Genomic DNA, 18,981 nt, shown 5'->3' with positions numbered 1-18,981 from the left:
CTGAGCGGCAGGCGCTAGTCGCAGGCCATCGAGAAATCGGAAATCCTTCCCGGCAATGTCCACATCGTATCGGGTGTGTGCACCTGGAACACCCGGCGGCGGCTGTAAGCCTGCCAGCCGGCGCTATCACGTGGAAGATCGAAGGTAGTGAGGGAACCGCGCGGCGCGAAGAGCGTGACGAGCATGGGGTCTTCGTAGGCCTCCACGGTGCCGAGATTGCCGGTGACGTCACTTGCGTCGAAAGACGCGTAATCGGCGAAATGCGGCGTGCGGGTCACATGGATGGCCTGAAGGCGGCCGGCGACATAGCTGCCGTCTGCCGCCTCGACGCGCATGGTGCCGGAGACAAGGTAGCTGACCGTCTCATTGCCCATCCGCATGGGGTCCACCGGCTGGTAGGAGATGCTGCCGTTCAGAGTAGTGCCACTGGGCAAGTTCCCATGATCGGCCTCCGTTTCCGTGGTGAAAGTGGCTGTGCAGATTTCGGCGGCGGCAGGTAGAGTCGGTATCAGGAAAAAGGCGAAAAGCATGGCTGGCGTGGAGTTCATGTCGATCACCGGAAGAGGAATGTAAAATCGGCGGGCGCACCTTCGGGCGTGCGGGCGGTGGCGTGGCAGCCGAGACAGGTGCCGGACGTGTCCGTCTGGAGGAACGATTCCATTGTCGTGTTAGTCAGGTACCGGGGGAGTTCACCGTCGGGAAAGATCGGATCCGGATTGGCGCCGCGCCATTGCGACGAGATCAGCATGTAGTTGGCGAGCGGAGAGGTGCCGAGCATCGCCTGCCATATGGAATTGGTGCTGCGTGTTGGGCCGAAGATCTTCCAACAGCGGGTGATTTGCGCTGGTTGGAGCGGCCTGCCATCGGCTGAAACCGCGAAGGGCGGTTTACCGGCCCAAAGGGCCGGGCCGATATGAGGGGCGTTCGGAATGCAGTCCGGGCAATCGGGATCGTGCAGAAGCGCAGCGGCGGTGTTTTGCGGGCTCTGGCAGCCGCCGGGGAAGAGGTCTTTGGCATAGAGGGAGTTGATTTCTCGGGCGTTGGCAGCCTCGGGCGCATTGGCGCGGTGTTCGAAAGTCGACCATATCCACTTGTCGCCATGACCGCTGGTGACCTTGGTGACGATGTGCATGCCGACGAGACCGAGACGGGCGGGACGGCAGGTAGCTATGCCGGAGACACTCGCCGCGGCCGGGATGGCGATGAGACCATCGGCCATGACATAATCTGGGTCGGGTTGGGGGAGAATCCGCCACGCGGTTTTTATCAGAGTGCTGGCGGGGCGTGTGGCATCGATGCCGGAGGGAAAGGCGATGCCGTGTTGTGCCCGGCCGGCGGCTGAATCGAGGGAATGGTCAAGGATATGCGTCTCGACCGTTTGATTGAGGCGCGTCTCAAAGACGATGAAATTGCCGTGCTGGTCAATAAGGACATTGCCGTCGGACTGAAGGTGACTGGCGACCACAGTTTCAGAGCCGCGGGCAATGCCGCTGCAGGCATCGGTGGAAGGGAGGATGTCAGCGCGGCGGGAAAAAGTGCGCCAACTGGCTTTGGCCGGTTCCCAATCAGCGGCAACGTCCGACCAGCCGAGGGCTACAAAGGCCTGCCAGGCATATTCGTCGAAGGGATCCTGCGCGGGGGCGGAGATGACCCGGTATTCGAAGAAGGCGCTGAAGTCGCGTTGATCCTGCGGAAAGTGCGGACAGAGGGTGTTGTGAGGCGGTTCGAAGCAGAAACGGCGCGACTCTGCAGTGGCCGTTCCGCTTGCGGCGAGCAGGAGGATCAGAGCGAACAGGAATCGGAGTGCAAAATTTGGATACATAAATTTAATTCTGGATACAATTTTGTCCTTCTGTCAACGATGTGACTGCCTATACTGGCACGATGAAACTGCCCGCACGCCCGGCGGAGGCTTTTCCGCCTGTCAGAATTGCCGGTGGCCAGGTGGCCGAGATCGTGGCGGCGCTGCGCGATGACATCGTGCAGGGCGCGATTTCACCCGGCGAACCGCTGAGGCAGGAATCGCTGGCGGACCGGTTCGGCGTCAGCCGTATGCCGATCCGCGAGGCGATCCGGCACCTGGAGGTGATGGGTTTCGTCACCGTGGAGGACAACAAGCGGGCGCGGGTGGCGGCGGTCTCGCTATCCGATCTGACGGACATCTATGAAATGCGTCTGGTACTGGAAGTGCTGGCGATGCGTTCGGCAATGGCGCATCTGACGAATGCACAGATCGACGCGGCCGCGCGGATTCAGGACAGGATTTCAGGGGTGGACGCGTTGGAGTTCGGCATCCGCAATCAGGCGTTTCACATGGAGTTGTATCGGCCCTGCGCGAGGCCACGGCTGCTGGCGCAGATCGACATCCTGTTCAACGCAGCTGATCGTTACCTTTGCATGGCAAAAGCTGCCCCCGGCCAGCGGGAAAAATCCGACAGGGAGCATCTGGAACTGCTGGAAGCTTGCGGGCGGCGCGATGGCGATGCCGCGGCAGACTGCTTGCGGCGCCATATCGGCGATGCGTTGTCATCGTTTCAGGGCCAGTTCGCGCCGGAGGGTTATTGAGAGACTGCGTTCTCGTACCACGCGACGATCATTTGCCGCTCCGCTTGCTCCATATAGCTGGCATTGGCCGGCGGCATTGCGTGGCTGAGACCGGCCTGAAGGTAGATTTCGCGCGCGTGGGCGGCAATGTCGGCCGCGTTGTCGAGCACCACACCCTTTGGTGGCCAATGGATGCCGTCCCACCCCGGTTCTTCCGCATGGCACATGGCGCAGCGGCCCATGACGGTCTGGCTGACCTCCTCGAAACCCTCCGCCTCGGCAAACATCAATTGACGGCTGCTCAGCGCGGCCTCTTGTTGCGGAGCGCTACGATCTATTCCGGGTTCGGTGCTGAGCCAGGCGATGACGATCATCAGGAAGGTGGCCGCGAGCCAAACCCACGTGGGCTTGCCCGTGCGGCTGTGCATCGAGTTGAAATAGTGCCGGATCAGAACCCCGACGAGGAAGATCAGGCTGGCGATGATCCAGTTGTACTCCGTCGCGAAGGCAAGCGGATAGTGGTTGGACAGCATCAGGAACAGTACCGGCAGGGTAAGGTAGTTATTGTGCGTGCTGCGCTGCTTGGCGATCTTGCCGTATTTCGGGTCGGGCGTGCGCCCCGCCTTGAGGTCGGCCACTACGATGCGCTGGTTCGGCATAATGATGAAGAACACGTTTGCCGACATGATCGTCGCGGTGAAAGCTCCGAGATGCAGCAGCGCCGCGCGGCCGGAAAACACCTGCGTGTAGAACAGCGCGACAAAGACGAGGATGACGTAGAGCGCGACCATCAGGCGGGTGTTGTCGTCGCCGAACTTCGACTTGCAGATGAAATCGTAAGCGACCCAGCCCAGCGCGATCGAGGCCATCGAAATGAAAATCGCCAGCAGCGGCGATATGTCGGCGACCTGCGGGTCAACGAGGAACAGATCCGCACCCACGTAGTAGACAATGAAGAGCATGGCGAAGCCGGAAAGCCAGGTGGCATAACTCTCCCATTTGAACCAGACGAGATGCTCCGGCATCGCATCGGGCGCGATCAGGTATTTCTGGATGTGATAAAAGCCGCCGCCGTGCACCTGCCATTCCTCACCATCGGCGGGGCCGGGAATGTCGCGCTTCAGGCCCAGATCGAGGGCGATGAAATAGAAGGACGAGCCGATCCAGGCGATGCCGGTGATTACGTGCAGCCAGCGAACGGCAAACGCCATCCAGTCCCACGTTACGGCGAAATCATACATGCTCAGCTCCCCCTGTAGGTCGAATATCCGTAGGGTGAGAGCAGCAGCGGCACGTGATAGTGCCCCTCCGCGTCATCGACCCCGAAGCGGATCGGAATCTGGTCGAGAAACTTCACGCCGCCACCCGCCTGACCGGTGGCTTCGAGGTAGGGGCCGGCGAAGAAGATCAGTTCGTACTGTCCAGCCTTGAACTTGCCTTGTGGAAGGATCGGGCTGTCCGTCCGGCCGTCGGCGTTCGTCGTCATCGTCACAATCTTCTTGTGGGAATTGCCGCTGACACGGTAGAGCGCGATCTCGATCCCCTCCGCTGGGCTCCCGCGGGCGGTGTCGAGGACATGTGTCGTAAGATAACCGGAAGTTGGCATTTGCGGTGCTCCTCTCTTGCGAAGACTGTGGCCAAAACGTAAGCAAAAGCCAATGATTGGCGGTAGATTGCCGCAAAATCTTTCAAACGCTGCAGGAATTCTGCACTGTGAAGCGTCACTCAAGAGGATTGAATGAAAAGGTACCCGCGTGACATGCAGGGCTACGGCCCTACCCCGCCCAACCCGCGCTGGCCCGGTGATGCGGCGATCGCCGTGCAGTTCGTGGTGAACTACGAAGAAGGCGGCGAGAACAACATCCTGCACGGGGATGCGGCATCCGAGGCATTTCTTTCCGAGATTGTCGGCGCGGCGCAGTGGCCGGGCCAGCGCCACTGGAACATGGAATCGATCTACGAATACGGGGCGCGGGCCGGGTTCTGGCGGCTGCACGCGATGTTCACGGAGGCGGAGGTTCCCGTCACCGTCTACGGCGTCGCCACCGCGCTGGCACGCTCGCCCGAGCAGGTGGCGGCGATGCAGGCGGCAGACTGGGAGATCGCGAGCCACGGGCTGAAATGGATCGAGTACAAGGACGCCGAGCCGAAGGCCGAGAGGGCCGACATGCAGGAGGCCATCCGCTTACACACGGAGGTGACGGGCGCGCGGCCCACCGGCTGGTACACCGGCCGCTGCTCAGTCAACACGGTGGACATCGTCAGCGAAGAGGGCGGGTTCGCCTATGTTTCCGACGCCTATGACGACGACCTGCCCTACTGGCGGCACCACAAGGGACGCGACCAGCTGATCATTCCCTACACGCTCGATTGCAACGACATGCGCTTTGCCACGCCGCAGGGCTTCAACTCGGGCGACCAGTTCTTCACCTACCTCAAGGACACGTTCGACACGCTCTACTCCGAAGGGCTGGCCGGTGCGCCGAAGATGATGAACATCGGCCTGCATTGCCGTCTGGTCGGCCGACCCGGGCGGGCGGCGGCGCTGAAGCGGTTCATCGACTACGTGAAAGGCCACGAAAGGGTGTGGCTGGCGCGGCGGATCGACATCGCCGAGCACTGGGCGCGCGAGCATCCACCGGTAGAGTGGGCGCGGCCGAGCGCGATGAAGAAGGATGAGTTCATCACTGCCTACGGCGACGTGTTCGAGCATTCCGACTGGATCGCCAAACGGGCGCACAAGCTGGAGCTTGGGCCCGCGCACGATACCGCCATCGGCCTGCACAACGCCCTGACGCGGGTGTTTCGCAGCGCCAGCGAATCCGAGCGGATGAGTGTGCTGCTGTCTCACCCCGACCTTGCGGGCAAGCTGGCAGCCGCGAAACAGCTTACGGCAGCCTCCACCGCCGAACAGGCGGGCGCGGGGCTTGATGCGCTGACGGATGCGGAACGCGAGACGTTCACCGGGTTGAACGAGACCTATAAGGAGAAGTTCGGCTTTCCGTTCATCATTGCGGTAAAGGGTCTGACCAAGGCGGATATCCTTGCAGCCTTCCAACGGCGTGTTGCACAAGAGCGGGAAACGGAATTCGCCGAAGCCTGCAAACAGGTGGAGCGGATTGCCCTCCTCCGATTGAAAGACATGTTTTCATGACCGAACCCTACCAGTCCCCCGATGGCGGGCTGCCGCCGCAATCGCGCATCTTGACCGGGCGCGCCAAGTTCACGCCGTCCTATGCCGTCATCCCGAAGATGGTGCATACCGACATCGTCACCACACGCTTTCCCTTTTGGGACAAGTCGCGCGCATGGGTGCTGGCCCGCCCGCTGAGCGGGTTCGCCGAGACGTTTTCGCAGTACATCATGGAAGTTCAGGCCGGCGGCGGTACCGACGCGCCGGAACCGGACCCGCAGGCGGAAGCCGTGCTGTTCATGCTGGAAGGCGGGCTTTCGCTGGAGTTGGACGGCACCCATCACACCCTCGTCACTGGCTCTTATGTCTACATCTCGCCGGGCACCGACTGGAAGCTGCACAATCGGACAGACACAAAGGCGGATTTCATCTGGATCCGCAAATCCTACGAGCCGATCGGGGATCTGCCGCCACCTCATTCGTTCGTGACCCACGAGGACACGATCACACCGTCGGCGATGCCGGATACGGGCGGGAAATGGTCCACCACCCGGTTCGTTAACCCGGACGACGTGGCGCATGACATGCATGTCAACATCGTCAACTTCGAGCCGGGCGGCGTAATTCCGTTTGCCGAGACGCACGTGATGGAGCATGGGCTGTACGTGCTGGAGGGCAAGGCAGTCTATCGGCTGAATACCGACTGGATGGAGGTGGAGGCGGGCGATTTCATGTGGCTGCGTGCGTTCTGCCCTCAGGCCTGCTACGCGGGCGGGCCGCATCGTTTCCGCTATCTGCTCTACAAGGACATGCACCGCCATCCGAGCCTGAGGCTCAAGTGACAGTGCTTACCGCCCAACCACTCACCGCCGGTGCCTTTGCACCCTTTGGTGATGTGATCGAGGCGGCGGGCGAGGCGGACAGGCTGATCAACGATGGCAAGTGCGGGCGCTATCATGCGCTGGCGCATGCCGATTGTGCCGATGGTGCGGTGGGGCTGAACATATTTCGGGGCACCGCCTATGCCACGCCGCTGCGACCGAAACTGGTGGAGCGGCACCCCCTCGGCAGCCAAGCATTCATGCCGCTTTCGCCAGAGCCTTTCGTGGTACTGGTGGCCGAGGATGATGGCGGCTTGCCCGGAACGCTGCACGCCTTCCTTACCGCGTCCGGCCAGGGCGTGAACTATCACCGGAATGTCTGGCACGGCGTTCTCTGCCCGCTGGTGCCTCAGGATTTCCTCGTCGTGGATTACGTAGGCGATGCCCCCAACCTCGAGGAATACGAATTCACGGATCCGCCAGAGATCCGATTACCAAGGAGGCCTGCGGGAGACGGGCCATAAGCGTAACATCAGGAAGGGTTTGAAATGGCAAACTACGCTTCACTCGGCACGCCCGAGCAACTGCGCGACCCCAACTTCACACCGGGTCTTCACAAGGCGATCCCGCTCGGCATCCAGCACGTTCTCGCGATGTTCGTCTCCAACGTCACACCAGCAATCATCATCGCTGGTGCGGCCGGTTTCGGCTTCGGTTCCAATTCGCCAGACTTTCCCGAACTGCTGTACCTGATCCAGATGTCGATGCTGTTCGCAGGCGTCGCCACCCTGATCCAGACGATCGGCGTAGGCCCGGTGGGCGCGAAACTTCCCATCGTGCAGGGCACCAGTTTCGCGTTCATTCCCATCATGATCCCGCTGGTCGCGGGCAAGGGTGTCGATGGGTTGGCCGCGATGTTTGGCGGCATCATCATCGGCGGCATTTTCCATGCCTGCATCGGGACGTTTATCGGCAAGATCCGTTTCGCACTGCCGCCGCTGGTAACGGGACTGGTTGTCACCATGATCGGGCTGGCGCTGGTCAAGGTCGGCATTGAATATGCAGCCGGTGGCGTACCGGCGAAGGCATCCAACAACCCGGAATACGGCAGTTTCCTGAACTGGTCGGCGGCGCTCGTCGTAATCTTCGTGACTCTGGGGCTTAAATTCTATGCCAAGGGAATGCTGGCAGTTTCTGCCGTGCTGGTCGGCATCATCGTCGGCTATGTCTATGCGTTGCTCGTCGGAATCCTGAGTTTCGATGCGGTCTCCGGAAGCTGGAGCAATGCCGCTGCCTTCGCCTTGCCGCAGCCGTTCAAATACGGGTTCGAGTTCTCAATCGCCGCGATCATCGGTTTCTGCCTGATGGCGTTCGTATCGGCCGTGGAGACTGTGGGTGACGTCTCCGGGATTACCAAGGGCGGCGCCGGAAGGGAGGCGACCGACGACGAGATCCAAGGTGCGACCTATGCCGATGGTATCGGCACGGCATTTGCCGGGATTTTCGGAGGCCTGCCCAACACGTCGTTCAGCCAGAATGTCGGTCTGATCGCGATGACAGGCGTAATGAGCCGCCATGTGGTGACCATCGGCGCGATCTTCCTGATCATCTGCGGACTGGTGCCGAAGGTCGGGGGCGTCATTCGCACCGTGCCGATCGAGGTGCTGGGCGGCGGTGTCATCGTAATGTTCGGAATGGTTGTGGCAGCGGGGGTTTCCATGCTGTCGGATGTGAACTGGAACCGGCGCAACATGGTGATCTTCGCGACGGCGCTTTCCGTCGGGCTGGGCCTGCAACTGGAAGTACTGAACATGGCACCCGGTGCACCCAATGCCTTGCAATATCTGCCGGATTCGCTGCGAGTGCTGGCTGCCTCGGGTATTCTGCCGGCGGCATTGATCGCTATCGTGCTGAACCTGATCCTGCCGGAGGACATCGACGGCGAACCCATGGAAGTTTCCGGCGGCATGGCCGGACACCGGAACGACTGACCGGGGCGGCCCCCGCCCTTGGCGGGGGCCGTCTGCCTCAGGATAGTTCTGCGATCCGGTCTTCCAGATGCCGGGCCAGAGGCTCATACCCCGTGCCGCGCAACTGTACCGGGGTCGGGCGCAGGCCGGCGGCGAACAGCAGGTCGGCGCAGGCGATATGATCGCGCTCCGCCGTGTCCGTCCGGTTGTCGGCTCCGTGAATCAGGGTTCCGAACGTGTCGCCGCCGTACTTGTTCACATGGTCGAGATCCGGATTTCGGGTCAGTAGGAAGGCCGTCTGTTCGGGCAGGCCGCCCCAAACCGCGAAGTGCAGCGGTGTCATCCCCATGTAGTCGGGCGCGTTGATATCGAGGCCGGCTTCGACCAATGCCCTCAGATGATAGAGTCTGTCCTTTTCGAGGACCACCTGCGCCATGATCTCTCTGTCTGCACAGCTGAGCGCCGACCCGTCGATACGCGGAGCCGGGCGGCCTTCAGCGCAGGCAGCCAAGGCCTGTTCCAGCGGGTCAAGCGGTGTGGCGTGGCCGCGCGACGCCAAAAACTGCGCAACTTCGGCGTTGCCGTAGATACGTGCAGTTGCATAGGGGGTGTGGCCATGCCAGACGCGGGTGGCATCCGCACCATGATCGAGCAGGAGTGCCGCAACATCAGCCCCGGCCCAGCGCCGCGCGGCATGGTGGAGCGCCGGAATGGAGTCGATAGGCTCGCCGGACGGGTGATCCTCCACCGCCTCGTCGGGGTTCGCGCCATGCTCCAGCAGTAGGCGCACCATCTCTGCATCCTTAAAGTCAATGGCGCGCGGCAAGGCATTGGTACCGGACACACGGGCGCCGTGACCGAGCAGCAGGCGCAGGCCCTCGGCATGGCCCATCTCCGTCGAGTGATAGAGACTCTCGTCATCATCCGTCGCTGCGCCATGTTCCAACAGCCAGCGGGCCAGCGGCAGATTGCGGGAATGACCTATGGCACCGTAGAGCGCCGAGAGCCTGTGCGGCGAGTTCGGTTCCGGCTGGTAGGAATCGTTCACATCCGCACCGCGGTCCAGAAGCATTTCTGCAATGGCAAGCATATCATCCCGCGCGGCCGGTGCGACAGCGTGATAGCGCGAAAAGGCGAGGGTGAGGATCGGGCTGCGGATGCCTTCGACACGTGTCGCCGCAGTAGGATCCTTTTCCAGCATCCGCGCGACATCCGCTCGCCGATAGAGCGCGGTGGCGAGAGCCATGCTGCCACGGGCGAGGCCCGGATCCTGGGCCAGCAACTGGTCGATCCTCCAGCCGTGGCCGAAAATCGAGGCGTGCATCAGACGGCGCATCTGTTCCTCGCGCGTCAGGCCGGCGAGTTCGAGCGCATGTTTCAGTTTAGGCCAACTTTCGGCACCAGCCTCTCTGGCTATGGCGTGCAGGAAGTCGGAATGCTTGGGTTCGGCCGTGACAACATGCGCACGCAATGTTGCCAAGGCCTGCGCGTCTCCCGCATGAAAGGCTTTCTTCAGGACTTTCGCGGCGCGACGATAGGTTTCAAGATCAGACATCTTGGTCTTCCTCCGAAAATACCCGACGGTTCGCTGCCCGGGTGATGGAGAAAAACCGGATGGTTTTCTTAACAAATACGGGTGCTTGCGCTTTCTGCAAACCGAGATGCCGCCCTGTCGGCGAGGGAATGGTAGCGCCGGTGGCGTCCATTTTCAATCCTGCGGCTTTGACGTTTGCCGGATGCTCTGATTTGCTTCAGCGCTGATGAAAGGGCTGGTCATGAAAGACACGCTTCGTATTGCAATGGCCCAGATGTGTTCCAGCACTTCGCACGCCGAAAACATTGCCACTGTGGCCGGATTTGCCGAAGAGGCGAGGTCGGCTGGTGCAGAGGTTCTGGCGCTGCCGGAAGTGGCGGGGTTGATGAACCGGGATGCGAAGACGGCGCGGGAAGTAATCACGTTGCCGGAGGACGACCCGTTCATCGAAGGCTGCCAGAAGATCGCTGCGGACCACAGGCTGTGGATTCACAACGGATCGACACCGGTGTTGGCCGGCGACGGGCGGTTCCTGAACCAGTCGGCACTGATCGACCCGACGGGGCGGCTTCTGGGTCGATACTCCAAGATCCACCTATTCGATGCCGACATACCCGGCGGCAAGCCGATACGGGAGAGCAGCCGTTTCGCGCCGGGCGACGCGGCGGTGCTCGCGGAAACGCCCTGGGGACCGTGGGGGCTGAGCATCTGCTACGATCTGCGCTTTCCGCAATTGTACAGGGACTATGCGCAAGCCGGGGCGACACTGTTGTTCGTGCCGTCGGCCTTCACCGTGCCAACGGGGCGCGCGCATTGGGAGGTGTTGCTGCGGGCGCGGGCGATCGAGACGGGCGCATATGTTGTTGCCGCCGCACAGGGTGGAAAGCACGAGGATGGCCGGGAAACATGGGGGCACAGCATGATCGTCAATCCGTGGGGGGAGGTGCTGGCCGACATGGGCCATAACGGACCATCACTCAAAATCGTCGACCTGCCGATCGGCAAAGTGGCCGAGGCAAGGAGGAACATCCCATCGCTGGCCAATGGTCGGCCTTACAATATGGCCCGCGTGCGATGATCAGTCCGGCAGCCGGGATTGGGCTAGATCGGCCAGTCGCTCCGGGTCCAATACTTCAATCCGGCTGTTCTGGGTGCTGATAACCCCCAGGTCGCGCAGTGCCCGCAGTTCCCTGTTGATGGTCTGGCGGGAACAACCGATGAGTTCCGCAAGGAAGTGCTGGTTCTCGGTGATCACGGGAGTGCGCAAGCTGAGGTACTGAAGATAGGAGCAAAGCCGCTGTTCTATTGGATAGCACCGGTCGACCACCTTGAACTGGTTGGACCGATCAAGGCGCAACGAGATGATCTTCATGAGATTGCGCAGGAACTGCTTGTCAGCCGCAATCGCCGTCAGAAACTGTTTGCGTGAACAGATCAGCAGGGTCGCCGTCTCACTGGTTTCGCAGGTTGCGACGCAGGGTTCCTCGGCCAGCATCTCGATGTCGCCGACAATTTCCCCCTGTCCAGCCCTGTGCAGCAGGACGCGATGACCAAGCGGGCTTTCGTTGAAGATGTCGATGGTGCCGTGGGCGACCATGTAGACAGATTCCGGCTTCAATCCTTCTGTGAGAATACGTGTGCGTTGATGATATATCTGGACGTGACATTCATCCAGAAACTGCATTGCGAATGGCTTCGACAGGTCAGAGAAAACCCTTGATTTCACAAGATGTCGGAAGCGTTCGCTGTTGTTCATTACAAGTGCCAACCTCTCAGCCCTACCTATTAAACAGTCGATACATAAACTGGCCGAATTTATGGGCATTTGTGGCCCAAAAACAGGTTAAGTATGCGAAAGATTCGGGCAGAATGGCGGCGCAATTAAGAATTATTCACCGTTGCATCCGTCGGCTGTCCGACCATGGTTAATTTGCCGGAATCATAAGATCTCTGATCGAGAGTGTAACCTAGGCGACATCTCGTGCCGAGAGTTGTGTTAGTCTCCGCCTGCCAAGTGCGTGGACGCGGCCACCTTTGGAAGTCTGAGTCGCCCTTTTCGTGCGTTTCAGCGTTCCAGGACCACCGTTGTGCTTTCGGGGGGGATACCAGAGCATGACGGTGGTCTACTTGGCACAACCGTACCCTTCCTGCTAATTCGCTTGATGCCATTGCGCTTCGCGTGCCAGTTTCCTCACATCCGATTGCCACAGGAGAGTGCATTGAAGCCGAGCAGCCTGCCGGAACTGCCGTTGATTTCACCGGAAGAAGACGGACCTCGCGAACACATTTCTGCTGATGCAGCGGTTCGTGACCTTATGGAGCGATACCAGACGGCGGTGGAGTTCCTGCGCCAGCAATTCAGCGACATCATGCACGGTCGGGAAGCGAGGGGGCGTTATCGCGCCTATTATCCCAGGATCACGCTGACGACATCCAGCTACGCGAAAATCGACAGCCGTCTTTCATTTGGCCATGTTGCCGAGCCGGGATGGTACGGGGCCACGATTACCCGTCCTGATCTGTTCGAGAACTACCTAAAACAGCAGATCGGCCTATTGCTCGAAAATCACAATGTTCCGGTGGTGGTCGACAATTCACCGACGCCGATTCCGCTGCATTTTGCAATGGAGCCGGGAACGCATGTCGAAGGCTCCATTGAGGATTATCTGGCCCGCCCATTGCGCGACCTGTTCGACGTGCCGGACCTGAACACCACCGACGACAGTATCGTCAACGGTCAAGGTGCGGCGGATGACACGGGCATGCGGCCGCTGGCACCGTTCCGTGCGCAACGGGTGGATTACTCCCTGGCGCGGCTGGCGCATTATACGGCGACATTGCCAGAGCATTTTCAGAACCACGTGCTTTTCACCAACTATCAGTTCTACATGGACGAGTTCGTGGCCTATGCGGAGACCGCGATCCGCGACCCGGAGTCCGGCTATGTGGCACTGGTCTCGCCGGGCAACCATGTGCAGACCCGCAATGGCGAAGATGGCATGGCATCCGCGAAGATGCCGCAGATGCCGACCTATCACCTGACACGGGCCGACGGCTCCGGCATTACCATGGTCAACATCGGCGTGGGTCCATCCAATGCCAAGACAATCACCGACCACATCGCCGTGCTCCGCCCGCATGTCTGGCTTATGCTTGGCCACTGCGCTGGGCTGCGCAACAGCCAATCGCTCGGCGATTACGTGCTGGCCCATGCCTACGTACGGGAAGATCACGTGCTGGATGACGACCTGCCGGTCTGGGTACCGATCCCGGCACTGGCCGAGGTGCAGGTGGCGCTGGAGGAAGCGGTGGAAGCCGTCACAAACCTCGAAGGCTACGAGCTGAAGAAGATCATGCGCACAGGAACAGTTGCTACGATCGACAATCGCAACTGGGAGTTGCGGGACCAGTCCGGCCCGGTGCACCGGTTGAGCCAGAGCCGGGCAATCGCGCTGGACATGGAGAGTGCCACGATCGCGGCGAACGGCTTTCGCTTCCGTGTGCCTTACGGCACGCTACTGTGTGTTTCCGACAAGCCGTTGCACGGGGAATTGAAGTTGCCGGGCATGGCCACGCAATTTTACAAAACGCAGGTAGCACAACATCTGCTGATCGGAATTCGCACCATGGAGACCCTGCGTGAGATGCCGCTGGAGCGGCTGCATTCTCGTAAGTTGCGCTCCTTCGAGGAAACCGCATTCCTCTAGCGGCATATGTGCACCTCACGTGAGAAAACCAACAAAACAAGGATTTCTCCATTGTTTTTTGGAATCGGATTGGATTAAGTCGCTCCACCAATCGAGGACGATAGGCGGAAAACAAAAGCAACCAGGGAGCTCTTAGATGGCCCAGAAACCAATGACAAAAACTCAGCTCGTTGCCGCGCTGGCGGAAAAGACCGATAGCGACAAGACGACAGCAAATTCGATGCTCGCCGCTCTCACCGAGATCGTGACTGACGAAGTAGCAGCCGGTGGCGCAGTGACGCTGCCCGGACTTGGCAAATTCGCCTGCCGTGAGCGCCCGGCGCGCATGGTTCGGAACCCCGCCACGGGCGAGCAGGTTCACAAGGACGCCGACCGCGTTGCCAAGGTAACGATTGCCAAGGCTCTGAAAGACGTCATCAACGCCTGATTTTTTTGTCATTACAGTTTGACGGGCTGCTGGGTTTCAGTAGCCCGTTTTTTATTGCGCCTGGCGCACGAGGTTCCGGCCATCATTCTTGGCTCGATACAGTGCTTCATCCGCATTGCGCAAAAGGGCAGGCAGATCGACGCCGGAATCGGTATCCTCACTGCCTGCCACGCCGATGCTGACCGTCAATGGAACGACGGCATCGCCATCCTGAAGCGGTTTTTCAGCCAGATGGCGGCGGATACGCTCCGCCACAGCCAATCCGTCAAGGCGGGATGTGGCCGGCATCAGCACCGCGAACTCATCGCCCCCGAAGCGCACAAACATGTCCTGCGGCCGCAGTATGCTGCGGACCGAATGTGCGAAATGGACAAGAACCGCATCGCCGACGGCATGGCCGCTGTTATCGTTTATGGTCTTGAAGTGATCGATATCAAGGATCAGGAGGCAGACCGGAGGCGTGTGCAGCTTTTCCCGCTGTTCGACGGCCTCGAACAATGCACGCCGGTTATAACACTCCGTCAAGGGATCGGTTGTCGCGAGGCGATAGAGCTGACGGGATTGCTGATGCAGGAAACTCTGGCTCGCTTCCAACCGTTCATTGGCGCGGGCGATCTCCGTCACGTCGTGCAGGATGCCGACGAGGATGAAGTTGCCGCTGGCGTTGCGGTGCCTGCTCTTGCGGATGACAACTTCGCGCGCAAAACCATGATCGGACCTGACCGTTTCCCGGCTTTCTAGCGTACCGCCGGCGGCGATCACGTCCTCGTCTTCGCGTTCCAAACGCTGAATATCGCGATCATGGAACACCGAAGCGTCACTGCGGCCAATGATGGCTGAGCGAGAGATTCCATAGAAACTCTCAAACGATTCATTGACGAACAGGTAACGAAGGCTTTCGTCCTTCACGAAAATCGGGTTCGGAATCGTATCGAAGATGCTGAAATCGCTGTCGACGCCTGGCGGCGGACCGCTGTTCGACATGCCATTATTGTCCGCGCCCATCGCCGTCGCTTTCAACGTCCCCATGATCCGGGTCTTAATCAACTTCCCTAAACAGAGCGTTAACAGGGATGGTTGCGGATAACTGTGACGTTCATCAATGCGAAGGGTCTGCCGTCATCCGTGACGATGGCGGCAGACCGGCTATCAGATGTCGAGATTTTCGACACTGAGGGCGTTTTCCTGAATGAAGGCGCGTCGCGGTTCCACCACGTCACCCATCAGCTTGGTGAAGACCTCGTTAGCGTCATCAACCTGGTCGACACGCACCTGCAACAGCGTGCGGGCCTCCGGGTCCAGCGTGGTTTCCCAGAGCTGACCGGGGTTCATCTCTCCCAGCCCCTTGTAGCGCTGGAGCGAAAGGCCCTTCTCTCCCTCCGTCATTATGGCAGCGAGCAGGGTTAACGGGCCTGAGATCGGGATGATCTTTTCGCGCCGCACGAGATTGGGCAATTGCCCATAGATTTCCTGCAGACTGTCAGTCATGGCTCCAAGGCGTCGCGCCTCGCCACCGCGCAATACGGGGCCGGGCAGGGTGCGTACTTCCTCGACCCCACGCAGTGTGCGGAACAGGCGCAGACCGGCATCCTGCGTCGGGCGCCCCTGCCATCCACGTTCGTATTCCGTGGCGATAGCGTCCAGACGAGCGGCGACGTTGTCGGCTGTGCCCTGCGGATCATTGTCCAGCCTGCCGGGAAGCATGGCACCGGCAATCGCCGTCTGTTCTAGGATCGGGCGGGGATAGAGCGTCGGGAAGGCGTTGAGGTAGGTCCGCGCCTCGCGCGCCTCCGCCACCACTCGCGCAAGGTCGCCACCGGCGACGACGGTGCCGTTGCCCAGATGAAGCGTGGTGTTCTCCAGCCCCATCTCGATAAGGTAATCCTCCAGCGCCGGCTGATCCTTGAGATAGACCTCTGACTTGCCGCGCGCGACCTTGTAGAGTGGCGGTTGTGCGATGTAGAGATAGCCGCCATCGATCAGTTCGGGCATCTGGCGGTAGAAAAACGTCAGCAGCAGAGTGCGGATATGGGCGCCGTCAACATCCGCATCAGTCATGATGATGATCTTGTGATAGCGCAGCTTGTCGATGTCGAACTCGTCGCGGCCGATGCCAGTGCCGAGCGCGGTGATCAGCGTGCCGATTTCCTGACTGCCGAGCATCCGGTCGAAGCGCGCCCGCTCCACGTTCAGAATCTTGCCGCGCAGGGGCAGCACAGCCTGGTTGTGGCGCGAGCGTCCCTGCTTGGCGGAGCCGCCGGCACTGTCACCCTCCACGAGGAAGATCTCGGATTTCGCGGGGTCCTTCTCCTGACAGTCGGCCAGCTTGCCGGGCAGGCTGGCGACGGACATGGCGGATTTGCGCGTCATCTCCCGCGCCTTGCGCGCGGCTTCCCGGGCCTGCGCGGCCTCGACGATCTTGCCGACGATGTGGCGGGCCTCGGTCGGGTTTTCCTCGAACCACTCGGCGAGTTTCTCGTTCATCAGTCCCTCGACGGCGGGGCGTACCTCGGATGAAACCAGCTTGTCCTTGGTTTGGCTGCTGAACTTCGGATCCGGCACCTTGACCGAGAGCACACAGGTCAGCCCCTCGCGCGCATCATCGCCCGACAGCGTGACCTTTTCCTTCTTCGCCAGGCCAGACGAGCCGACATAGTTGTTGATCGTCCGCGTCAGAGCGCCGCGGAAGCCGGCCATGTGCGTGCCGCCGTCGCGCTGCGGAATGTTGTTTGTGAAGGGCAGCACGTTCTCGTGGTAGCTGTCGTTCCACCACATCGCCACTTCCACGCCGATGTCGTCGCGCGTGCCTTCAACGAAGATCGGCTCCGGCAACAGGGGCGTTTTGGAGCGGTCGAGGTACCGCACAAATTCCTTCACGCCGCCCTCGTAGACCAGTTCGGTCTCCTGTGCCTCCGCACCCCGCTCATCGCGAATTGTGATCCGGACACCGGAATTGAGGAATGCCAGTTCCCGCAGCCGGTGTTCCAGCGTCTTGAAGATGTAGTTGCGATTGGAAAACGTATCAGTAGAGGCAAGAAAGCGTACTTCCGTGCCGCGCCGGCCATTGGCGTCACCCACGACTTTCAGGTGCTCGGTCGTGAAACCACCCTCGAACCGCGCCACATGCTCCTTGCCGTTGCGCCAGATGCGCAATTCAAGCCAATCCGACAGGGCGTTGACGACAGACACGCCGACGCCGTGCAGGCCACCCGACACCTTGTAGGAATTGCTGTCGAATTTCCCACCTGCGTGAAGCTGGGTCATGATGACCTCGGCGGCGCTGACACCCTCTTCCTCATGAATGTCCACGGGAATGCCGCGCCCGTTGTCGGAAACGGAGACGCTTTCATCGGCATGAATTGTCACGCTGACGGTGTCGGCATGGCCAGCCAGAGCCTCGTCGATGCCGTTGTCCACGACCTCGTAGACCATGTGGTGCAGGCCGGAGCCGTCATCCGTGTCGCCAATGTACATGCCGGGCCGTTTGCGCACGGCTTCAAGGCCCTTCAGAACCTTGATGGAATCGGCACCGTATTCTTCCTTGGGCTGCTCATTTTCGGACATTCGGGACAATCCTTTATTTTGGACATCATTTTAGGTGTTTGTGACACGAATGTCACGCTCCAGCCGTCCTGATTGACCCGATAAGTTTTGCACGTTTTCAATATGTTACGTTTGATTTTCAGATGCGATGAATAAAGTTTTCAAGGCTGTGGGCAAAGCTGTGGAAAACGCTCATGCCACCGCGATGAAAAGGCCCACGCCGATCAGCAGAATTCCGGCCGAAAGGTTCATATTTCGCAGTGCCTTCGGCGAGGAGAGCAGCGCCCGAACGCGGCCCAGCATCGCCGCAAGACAGAGGTTGCCGACAAAGGGCACCAGCGCCGAAATCGCGCAGATCGCAGCGATGTCCCATGCGGTAACAGAGGTAATGTCGAAGAAGCCCGGCAGGACACCCATGTAAAACAGGATCGCCTTGGGATTGCCGAGGATCACCAACAATCCGGCGAGAAACCCCGCCATCATTCCGGGCCGGGTGAGGCGGCTGTCCTTGCCAATGACCTTGTCCGCGTGGCGGATCAGACTGAAGCCCATCACCAAGAAGATCAACGCACCCGCATAGCGCAGTACCGTCAGGAAATCGGCGTAAACGCTGACGATCAGGCTGACACCGAAGATCGCCAGCAACGGCCAAAGCACATCGCCGATCACGACGCCCAGTGCCAGCGGCCAGGCGGCATGAAAACCGCCTGAAAGTGCGCGTGCGATCAGCGCCACCCAGACGGGGCCTGGGGTAAGAAACAGGATGAACAGCGCGAAGGTGTAGAGCGCAAGTTCCGAAAGGCCAAGCGTCACGGCGTCTCCGGCAATGTCAGCGAGCCGTCGTCAGCTAAAAGCCAGAACGGGTTCATCGCAACTTCCCAGACATGTCCGTCGGGATCAGCCCAGTAGCCAGAGTAACCGCCCCAGAAGACTTTCTCTGGCGACTTGAGCGCCGTAGCGCCGGCGGACAGTGCCGCCGCGTAGGCGGCATTCACCTCCGCCTCGGTTGCAAAATTCTGGGCAAGGGTCGCCGCACCGGTGCCAAGATCCGCGCCGGGGCGACCCTGATCGGCGGCCAGATCCTCCCTTCCGAACAGACCGAAAACGGCGCCGTGCATCTGGTAGAAGGCAACGCTTTCCTGGCTGGAGGGATGTTCCTGCCAGCCAAGCCTTGCATAGAAGGCACGGGCGACGGCGAGGTCGGCCACACCAAGAGTGATAAGGGTAATGCGTTGGGGTATCACGGTACTCTCCTTGCAGTGCAGGAAGCGTGAAAACCGTCGGGATGTCCAATGCTATTTG

Annotated in this window: 20 protein-coding genes; 9 read left to right on the top strand and 11 right to left on the bottom strand. The window is 60.5% G+C overall.

Annotation, left to right across the window (positions count from 1 at the left end; all coding sequences use genetic code 11):
* Window positions 1-14: 14 nt before the first annotated feature.
* Together GO499_RS16490 and GO499_RS16485 are read right to left on the bottom strand one after the other, a co-directional pair.
* Window positions 15-548 carry a hypothetical protein gene (locus GO499_RS16490; protein ID WP_161863207.1) on the bottom strand — a complete coding sequence of 178 codons (534 nt, stop codon included), beginning with the start codon at window positions 546-548 and terminating at the stop codon, window positions 15-17.
* Between the two features lie 5 nt (window positions 549-553).
* A complete protein-coding gene (locus GO499_RS16485) occupies window positions 554-1,219 on the bottom strand; it encodes a hypothetical protein (RefSeq protein ID WP_161863206.1) in 666 nt (221 codons plus the stop codon).
* A gap of 132 nt (window positions 1,220-1,351) precedes the next feature.
* Here GO499_RS16485 and GO499_RS16480 point away from each other — a divergent pair, with 132 nt between their 5' ends.
* On the top strand, window positions 1,352-1,867 hold the full coding sequence (locus GO499_RS16480) for a hypothetical protein (RefSeq protein WP_161863205.1): 516 nt from the start codon (window positions 1,352-1,354) through the stop codon (window positions 1,865-1,867).
* A 17-nt stretch (window positions 1,868-1,884) separates the two neighbouring features.
* Window positions 1,885-2,565, top strand: coding sequence for a GntR family transcriptional regulator (locus GO499_RS16475; RefSeq protein WP_161863204.1), 681 nt, complete (start codon window positions 1,885-1,887; stop codon window positions 2,563-2,565).
* On the opposite strand, the gene GO499_RS16470 is transcribed toward GO499_RS16475, so the two are convergent.
* On the bottom strand, window positions 2,559-3,785 hold the full coding sequence (locus tag GO499_RS16470; RefSeq protein WP_161863203.1) for a urate hydroxylase PuuD: 1,227 nt from the start codon (window positions 3,783-3,785) through the stop codon (window positions 2,559-2,561). The two genes, GO499_RS16475 and GO499_RS16470, sit on opposite strands and share 7 nt — an antisense overlap.
* A 2-nt stretch (window positions 3,786-3,787) precedes the next feature.
* Window positions 3,788-4,150, bottom strand: coding sequence for a hydroxyisourate hydrolase (gene uraH, locus GO499_RS16465; protein WP_161863202.1), 363 nt, complete (start codon window positions 4,148-4,150; stop codon window positions 3,788-3,790).
* Window positions 4,151-4,282: 132 nt separating this feature from the next.
* On the opposite strand from uraH, the gene puuE reads away from it, so the two are divergent.
* From puuE to GO499_RS16445, 4 genes are read left to right on the top strand one after another with little or no spacing between them, the layout of a single operon-like run.
* Window positions 4,283-5,698, top strand: coding sequence for an allantoinase PuuE (gene puuE, locus GO499_RS16460; protein WP_161863201.1), 1,416 nt, complete (start codon window positions 4,283-4,285; stop codon window positions 5,696-5,698).
* Entirely contained in the window at window positions 5,695-6,519 is an 825-nt protein-coding gene (locus GO499_RS16455) for a bifunctional allantoicase/(S)-ureidoglycine aminohydrolase (RefSeq protein WP_161863200.1), read from the top strand. Before puuE ends, GO499_RS16455 begins: the two co-directional genes overlap by 4 nt.
* Window positions 6,516-7,022, top strand: coding sequence for an ureidoglycolate lyase (locus GO499_RS16450; RefSeq protein WP_161863199.1), 507 nt, complete (start codon window positions 6,516-6,518; stop codon window positions 7,020-7,022). Before GO499_RS16455 ends, GO499_RS16450 begins: the two co-directional genes overlap by 4 nt.
* A gap of 24 nt (window positions 7,023-7,046) precedes the next feature.
* Window positions 7,047-8,489: a uracil-xanthine permease family protein gene (locus tag GO499_RS16445; RefSeq protein WP_161863198.1), complete on the top strand. Its 1,443-nt coding sequence runs from the start codon at window positions 7,047-7,049 to the stop codon at window positions 8,487-8,489.
* Window positions 8,490-8,526: 37 nt separating this feature from the next.
* Here the strand turns inward: GO499_RS16445 and GO499_RS16440 are convergent, their stop codons facing one another.
* Together GO499_RS16440 and GO499_RS16435 are read right to left on the bottom strand one after the other, a co-directional pair.
* A complete protein-coding gene (locus tag GO499_RS16440; protein ID WP_161863197.1) occupies window positions 8,527-10,023 on the bottom strand; it encodes an ankyrin repeat domain-containing protein in 1,497 nt (498 codons plus the stop codon).
* Entirely contained in the window at window positions 10,016-10,174 is a 159-nt protein-coding gene (locus tag GO499_RS16435) for a hypothetical protein (RefSeq protein WP_161863196.1), read from the bottom strand. Before GO499_RS16435 ends, GO499_RS16440 begins: the two co-directional genes overlap by 8 nt.
* 69 nt (window positions 10,175-10,243) lie before the next feature.
* Here GO499_RS16435 and GO499_RS16430 point away from each other — a divergent pair, with 69 nt between their 5' ends.
* Complete coding sequence (locus GO499_RS16430) at window positions 10,244-11,080, top strand: carbon-nitrogen hydrolase family protein (RefSeq protein WP_284154787.1); 837 nt, start codon at window positions 10,244-10,246, stop codon at window positions 11,078-11,080.
* Here GO499_RS16430 and GO499_RS16425 read toward each other — a convergent pair whose 3' ends face one another.
* Entirely contained in the window at window positions 11,081-11,686 is a 606-nt protein-coding gene (locus tag GO499_RS16425) for a Crp/Fnr family transcriptional regulator (protein WP_161863194.1), read from the bottom strand.
* A 535-nt stretch (window positions 11,687-12,221) separates the two neighbouring features.
* Between GO499_RS16425 and GO499_RS16420 the strand changes: the two genes are divergently transcribed.
* Window positions 12,222-13,709, top strand: coding sequence for an AMP nucleosidase (locus GO499_RS16420; RefSeq protein ID WP_431309875.1), 1,488 nt, complete (start codon window positions 12,222-12,224; stop codon window positions 13,707-13,709).
* Between the two features lie 136 nt (window positions 13,710-13,845).
* A complete protein-coding gene (locus GO499_RS16415) occupies window positions 13,846-14,136 on the top strand; it encodes an HU family DNA-binding protein (RefSeq protein WP_161863192.1) in 291 nt (96 codons plus the stop codon).
* Window positions 14,137-14,187: 51 nt separating this feature from the next.
* On the opposite strand, the gene GO499_RS16410 is transcribed toward GO499_RS16415, so the two are convergent.
* From GO499_RS16410 to GO499_RS16395, 4 genes are all read right to left on the bottom strand, one after another.
* Window positions 14,188-15,165, bottom strand: coding sequence for a GGDEF domain-containing protein (locus GO499_RS16410; protein WP_161863191.1), 978 nt, complete (start codon window positions 15,163-15,165; stop codon window positions 14,188-14,190).
* Window positions 15,166-15,285: 120 nt separating this feature from the next.
* Window positions 15,286-17,700 carry a DNA topoisomerase (ATP-hydrolyzing) subunit B gene (gene gyrB, locus GO499_RS16405; RefSeq protein WP_161863190.1) on the bottom strand — a complete coding sequence of 805 codons (2,415 nt, stop codon included), beginning with the start codon at window positions 17,698-17,700 and terminating at the stop codon, window positions 15,286-15,288.
* A gap of 171 nt (window positions 17,701-17,871) precedes the next feature.
* A complete protein-coding gene (locus GO499_RS16400; protein WP_161863189.1) occupies window positions 17,872-18,492 on the bottom strand; it encodes a LysE family translocator in 621 nt (206 codons plus the stop codon).
* A complete protein-coding gene (locus GO499_RS16395) occupies window positions 18,489-18,923 on the bottom strand; it encodes a VOC family protein (protein ID WP_161863188.1) in 435 nt (144 codons plus the stop codon). The genes GO499_RS16400 and GO499_RS16395 overlap by 4 nt, the downstream gene beginning before the upstream one ends.
* Window positions 18,924-18,981 lie beyond the last annotated feature (58 nt).

Source organism: Algicella marina (assembly GCF_009931615.1).
Classification (GTDB): Bacteria; Pseudomonadota; Alphaproteobacteria; order Rhodobacterales; family Rhodobacteraceae; genus Algicella; species Algicella marina.
Note: the sequence above shows the minus strand (reverse complement) of the source record. Positions and strands in the feature narration are given on the sequence as shown.

Bases quoted from the DNA above. Each gene is read 5' to 3' on its own strand.
- GO499_RS16490 (WP_161863207.1), bottom strand. From the start codon at position 548: ATGAACTCCACGCCAGCCATGCTTTTCGCCTTTTTCCTGATACCGACT.
- GO499_RS16485 (WP_161863206.1), bottom strand. From the start codon at position 1,219: ATGGCCGATGGTCTCATCGCCATCCCGGCCGCGGCGAGTGTCTCCGGC.
- GO499_RS16480 (WP_161863205.1), top strand. From the start codon at position 1,352: ATGGTCAAGGATATGCGTCTCGACCGTTTGATTGAGGCGCGTCTCAAA.
- GO499_RS16475 (WP_161863204.1), top strand. From the start codon at position 1,885: ATGAAACTGCCCGCACGCCCGGCGGAGGCTTTTCCGCCTGTCAGAATT.
- GO499_RS16470 (WP_161863203.1), bottom strand. From the start codon at position 3,785: ATGTATGATTTCGCCGTAACGTGGGACTGGATGGCGTTTGCCGTTCGC.
- uraH (WP_161863202.1), bottom strand. From the start codon at position 4,150: ATGCCAACTTCCGGTTATCTTACGACACATGTCCTCGACACCGCCCGC.
- puuE (WP_161863201.1), top strand. From the start codon at position 4,283: ATGAAAAGGTACCCGCGTGACATGCAGGGCTACGGCCCTACCCCGCCC.
- GO499_RS16455 (WP_161863200.1), top strand. From the start codon at position 5,695: ATGACCGAACCCTACCAGTCCCCCGATGGCGGGCTGCCGCCGCAATCG.
- GO499_RS16445 (WP_161863198.1), top strand. From the start codon at position 7,047: ATGGCAAACTACGCTTCACTCGGCACGCCCGAGCAACTGCGCGACCCC.
- GO499_RS16440 (WP_161863197.1), bottom strand. From the start codon at position 10,023: ATGTCTGATCTTGAAACCTATCGTCGCGCCGCGAAAGTCCTGAAGAAA.
- GO499_RS16435 (WP_161863196.1), bottom strand. From the start codon at position 10,174: ATGGACGCCACCGGCGCTACCATTCCCTCGCCGACAGGGCGGCATCTC.
- GO499_RS16430 (WP_284154787.1), top strand. From the start codon at position 10,244: ATGAAAGACACGCTTCGTATTGCAATGGCCCAGATGTGTTCCAGCACT.
- GO499_RS16425 (WP_161863194.1), bottom strand. From the start codon at position 11,686: ATGCAGTTTCTGGATGAATGTCACGTCCAGATATATCATCAACGCACA.
- GO499_RS16415 (WP_161863192.1), top strand. From the start codon at position 13,846: ATGGCCCAGAAACCAATGACAAAAACTCAGCTCGTTGCCGCGCTGGCG.
- GO499_RS16410 (WP_161863191.1), bottom strand. From the start codon at position 15,165: ATGGGGACGTTGAAAGCGACGGCGATGGGCGCGGACAATAATGGCATG.
- gyrB (WP_161863190.1), bottom strand. From the start codon at position 17,700: ATGTCCGAAAATGAGCAGCCCAAGGAAGAATACGGTGCCGATTCCATC.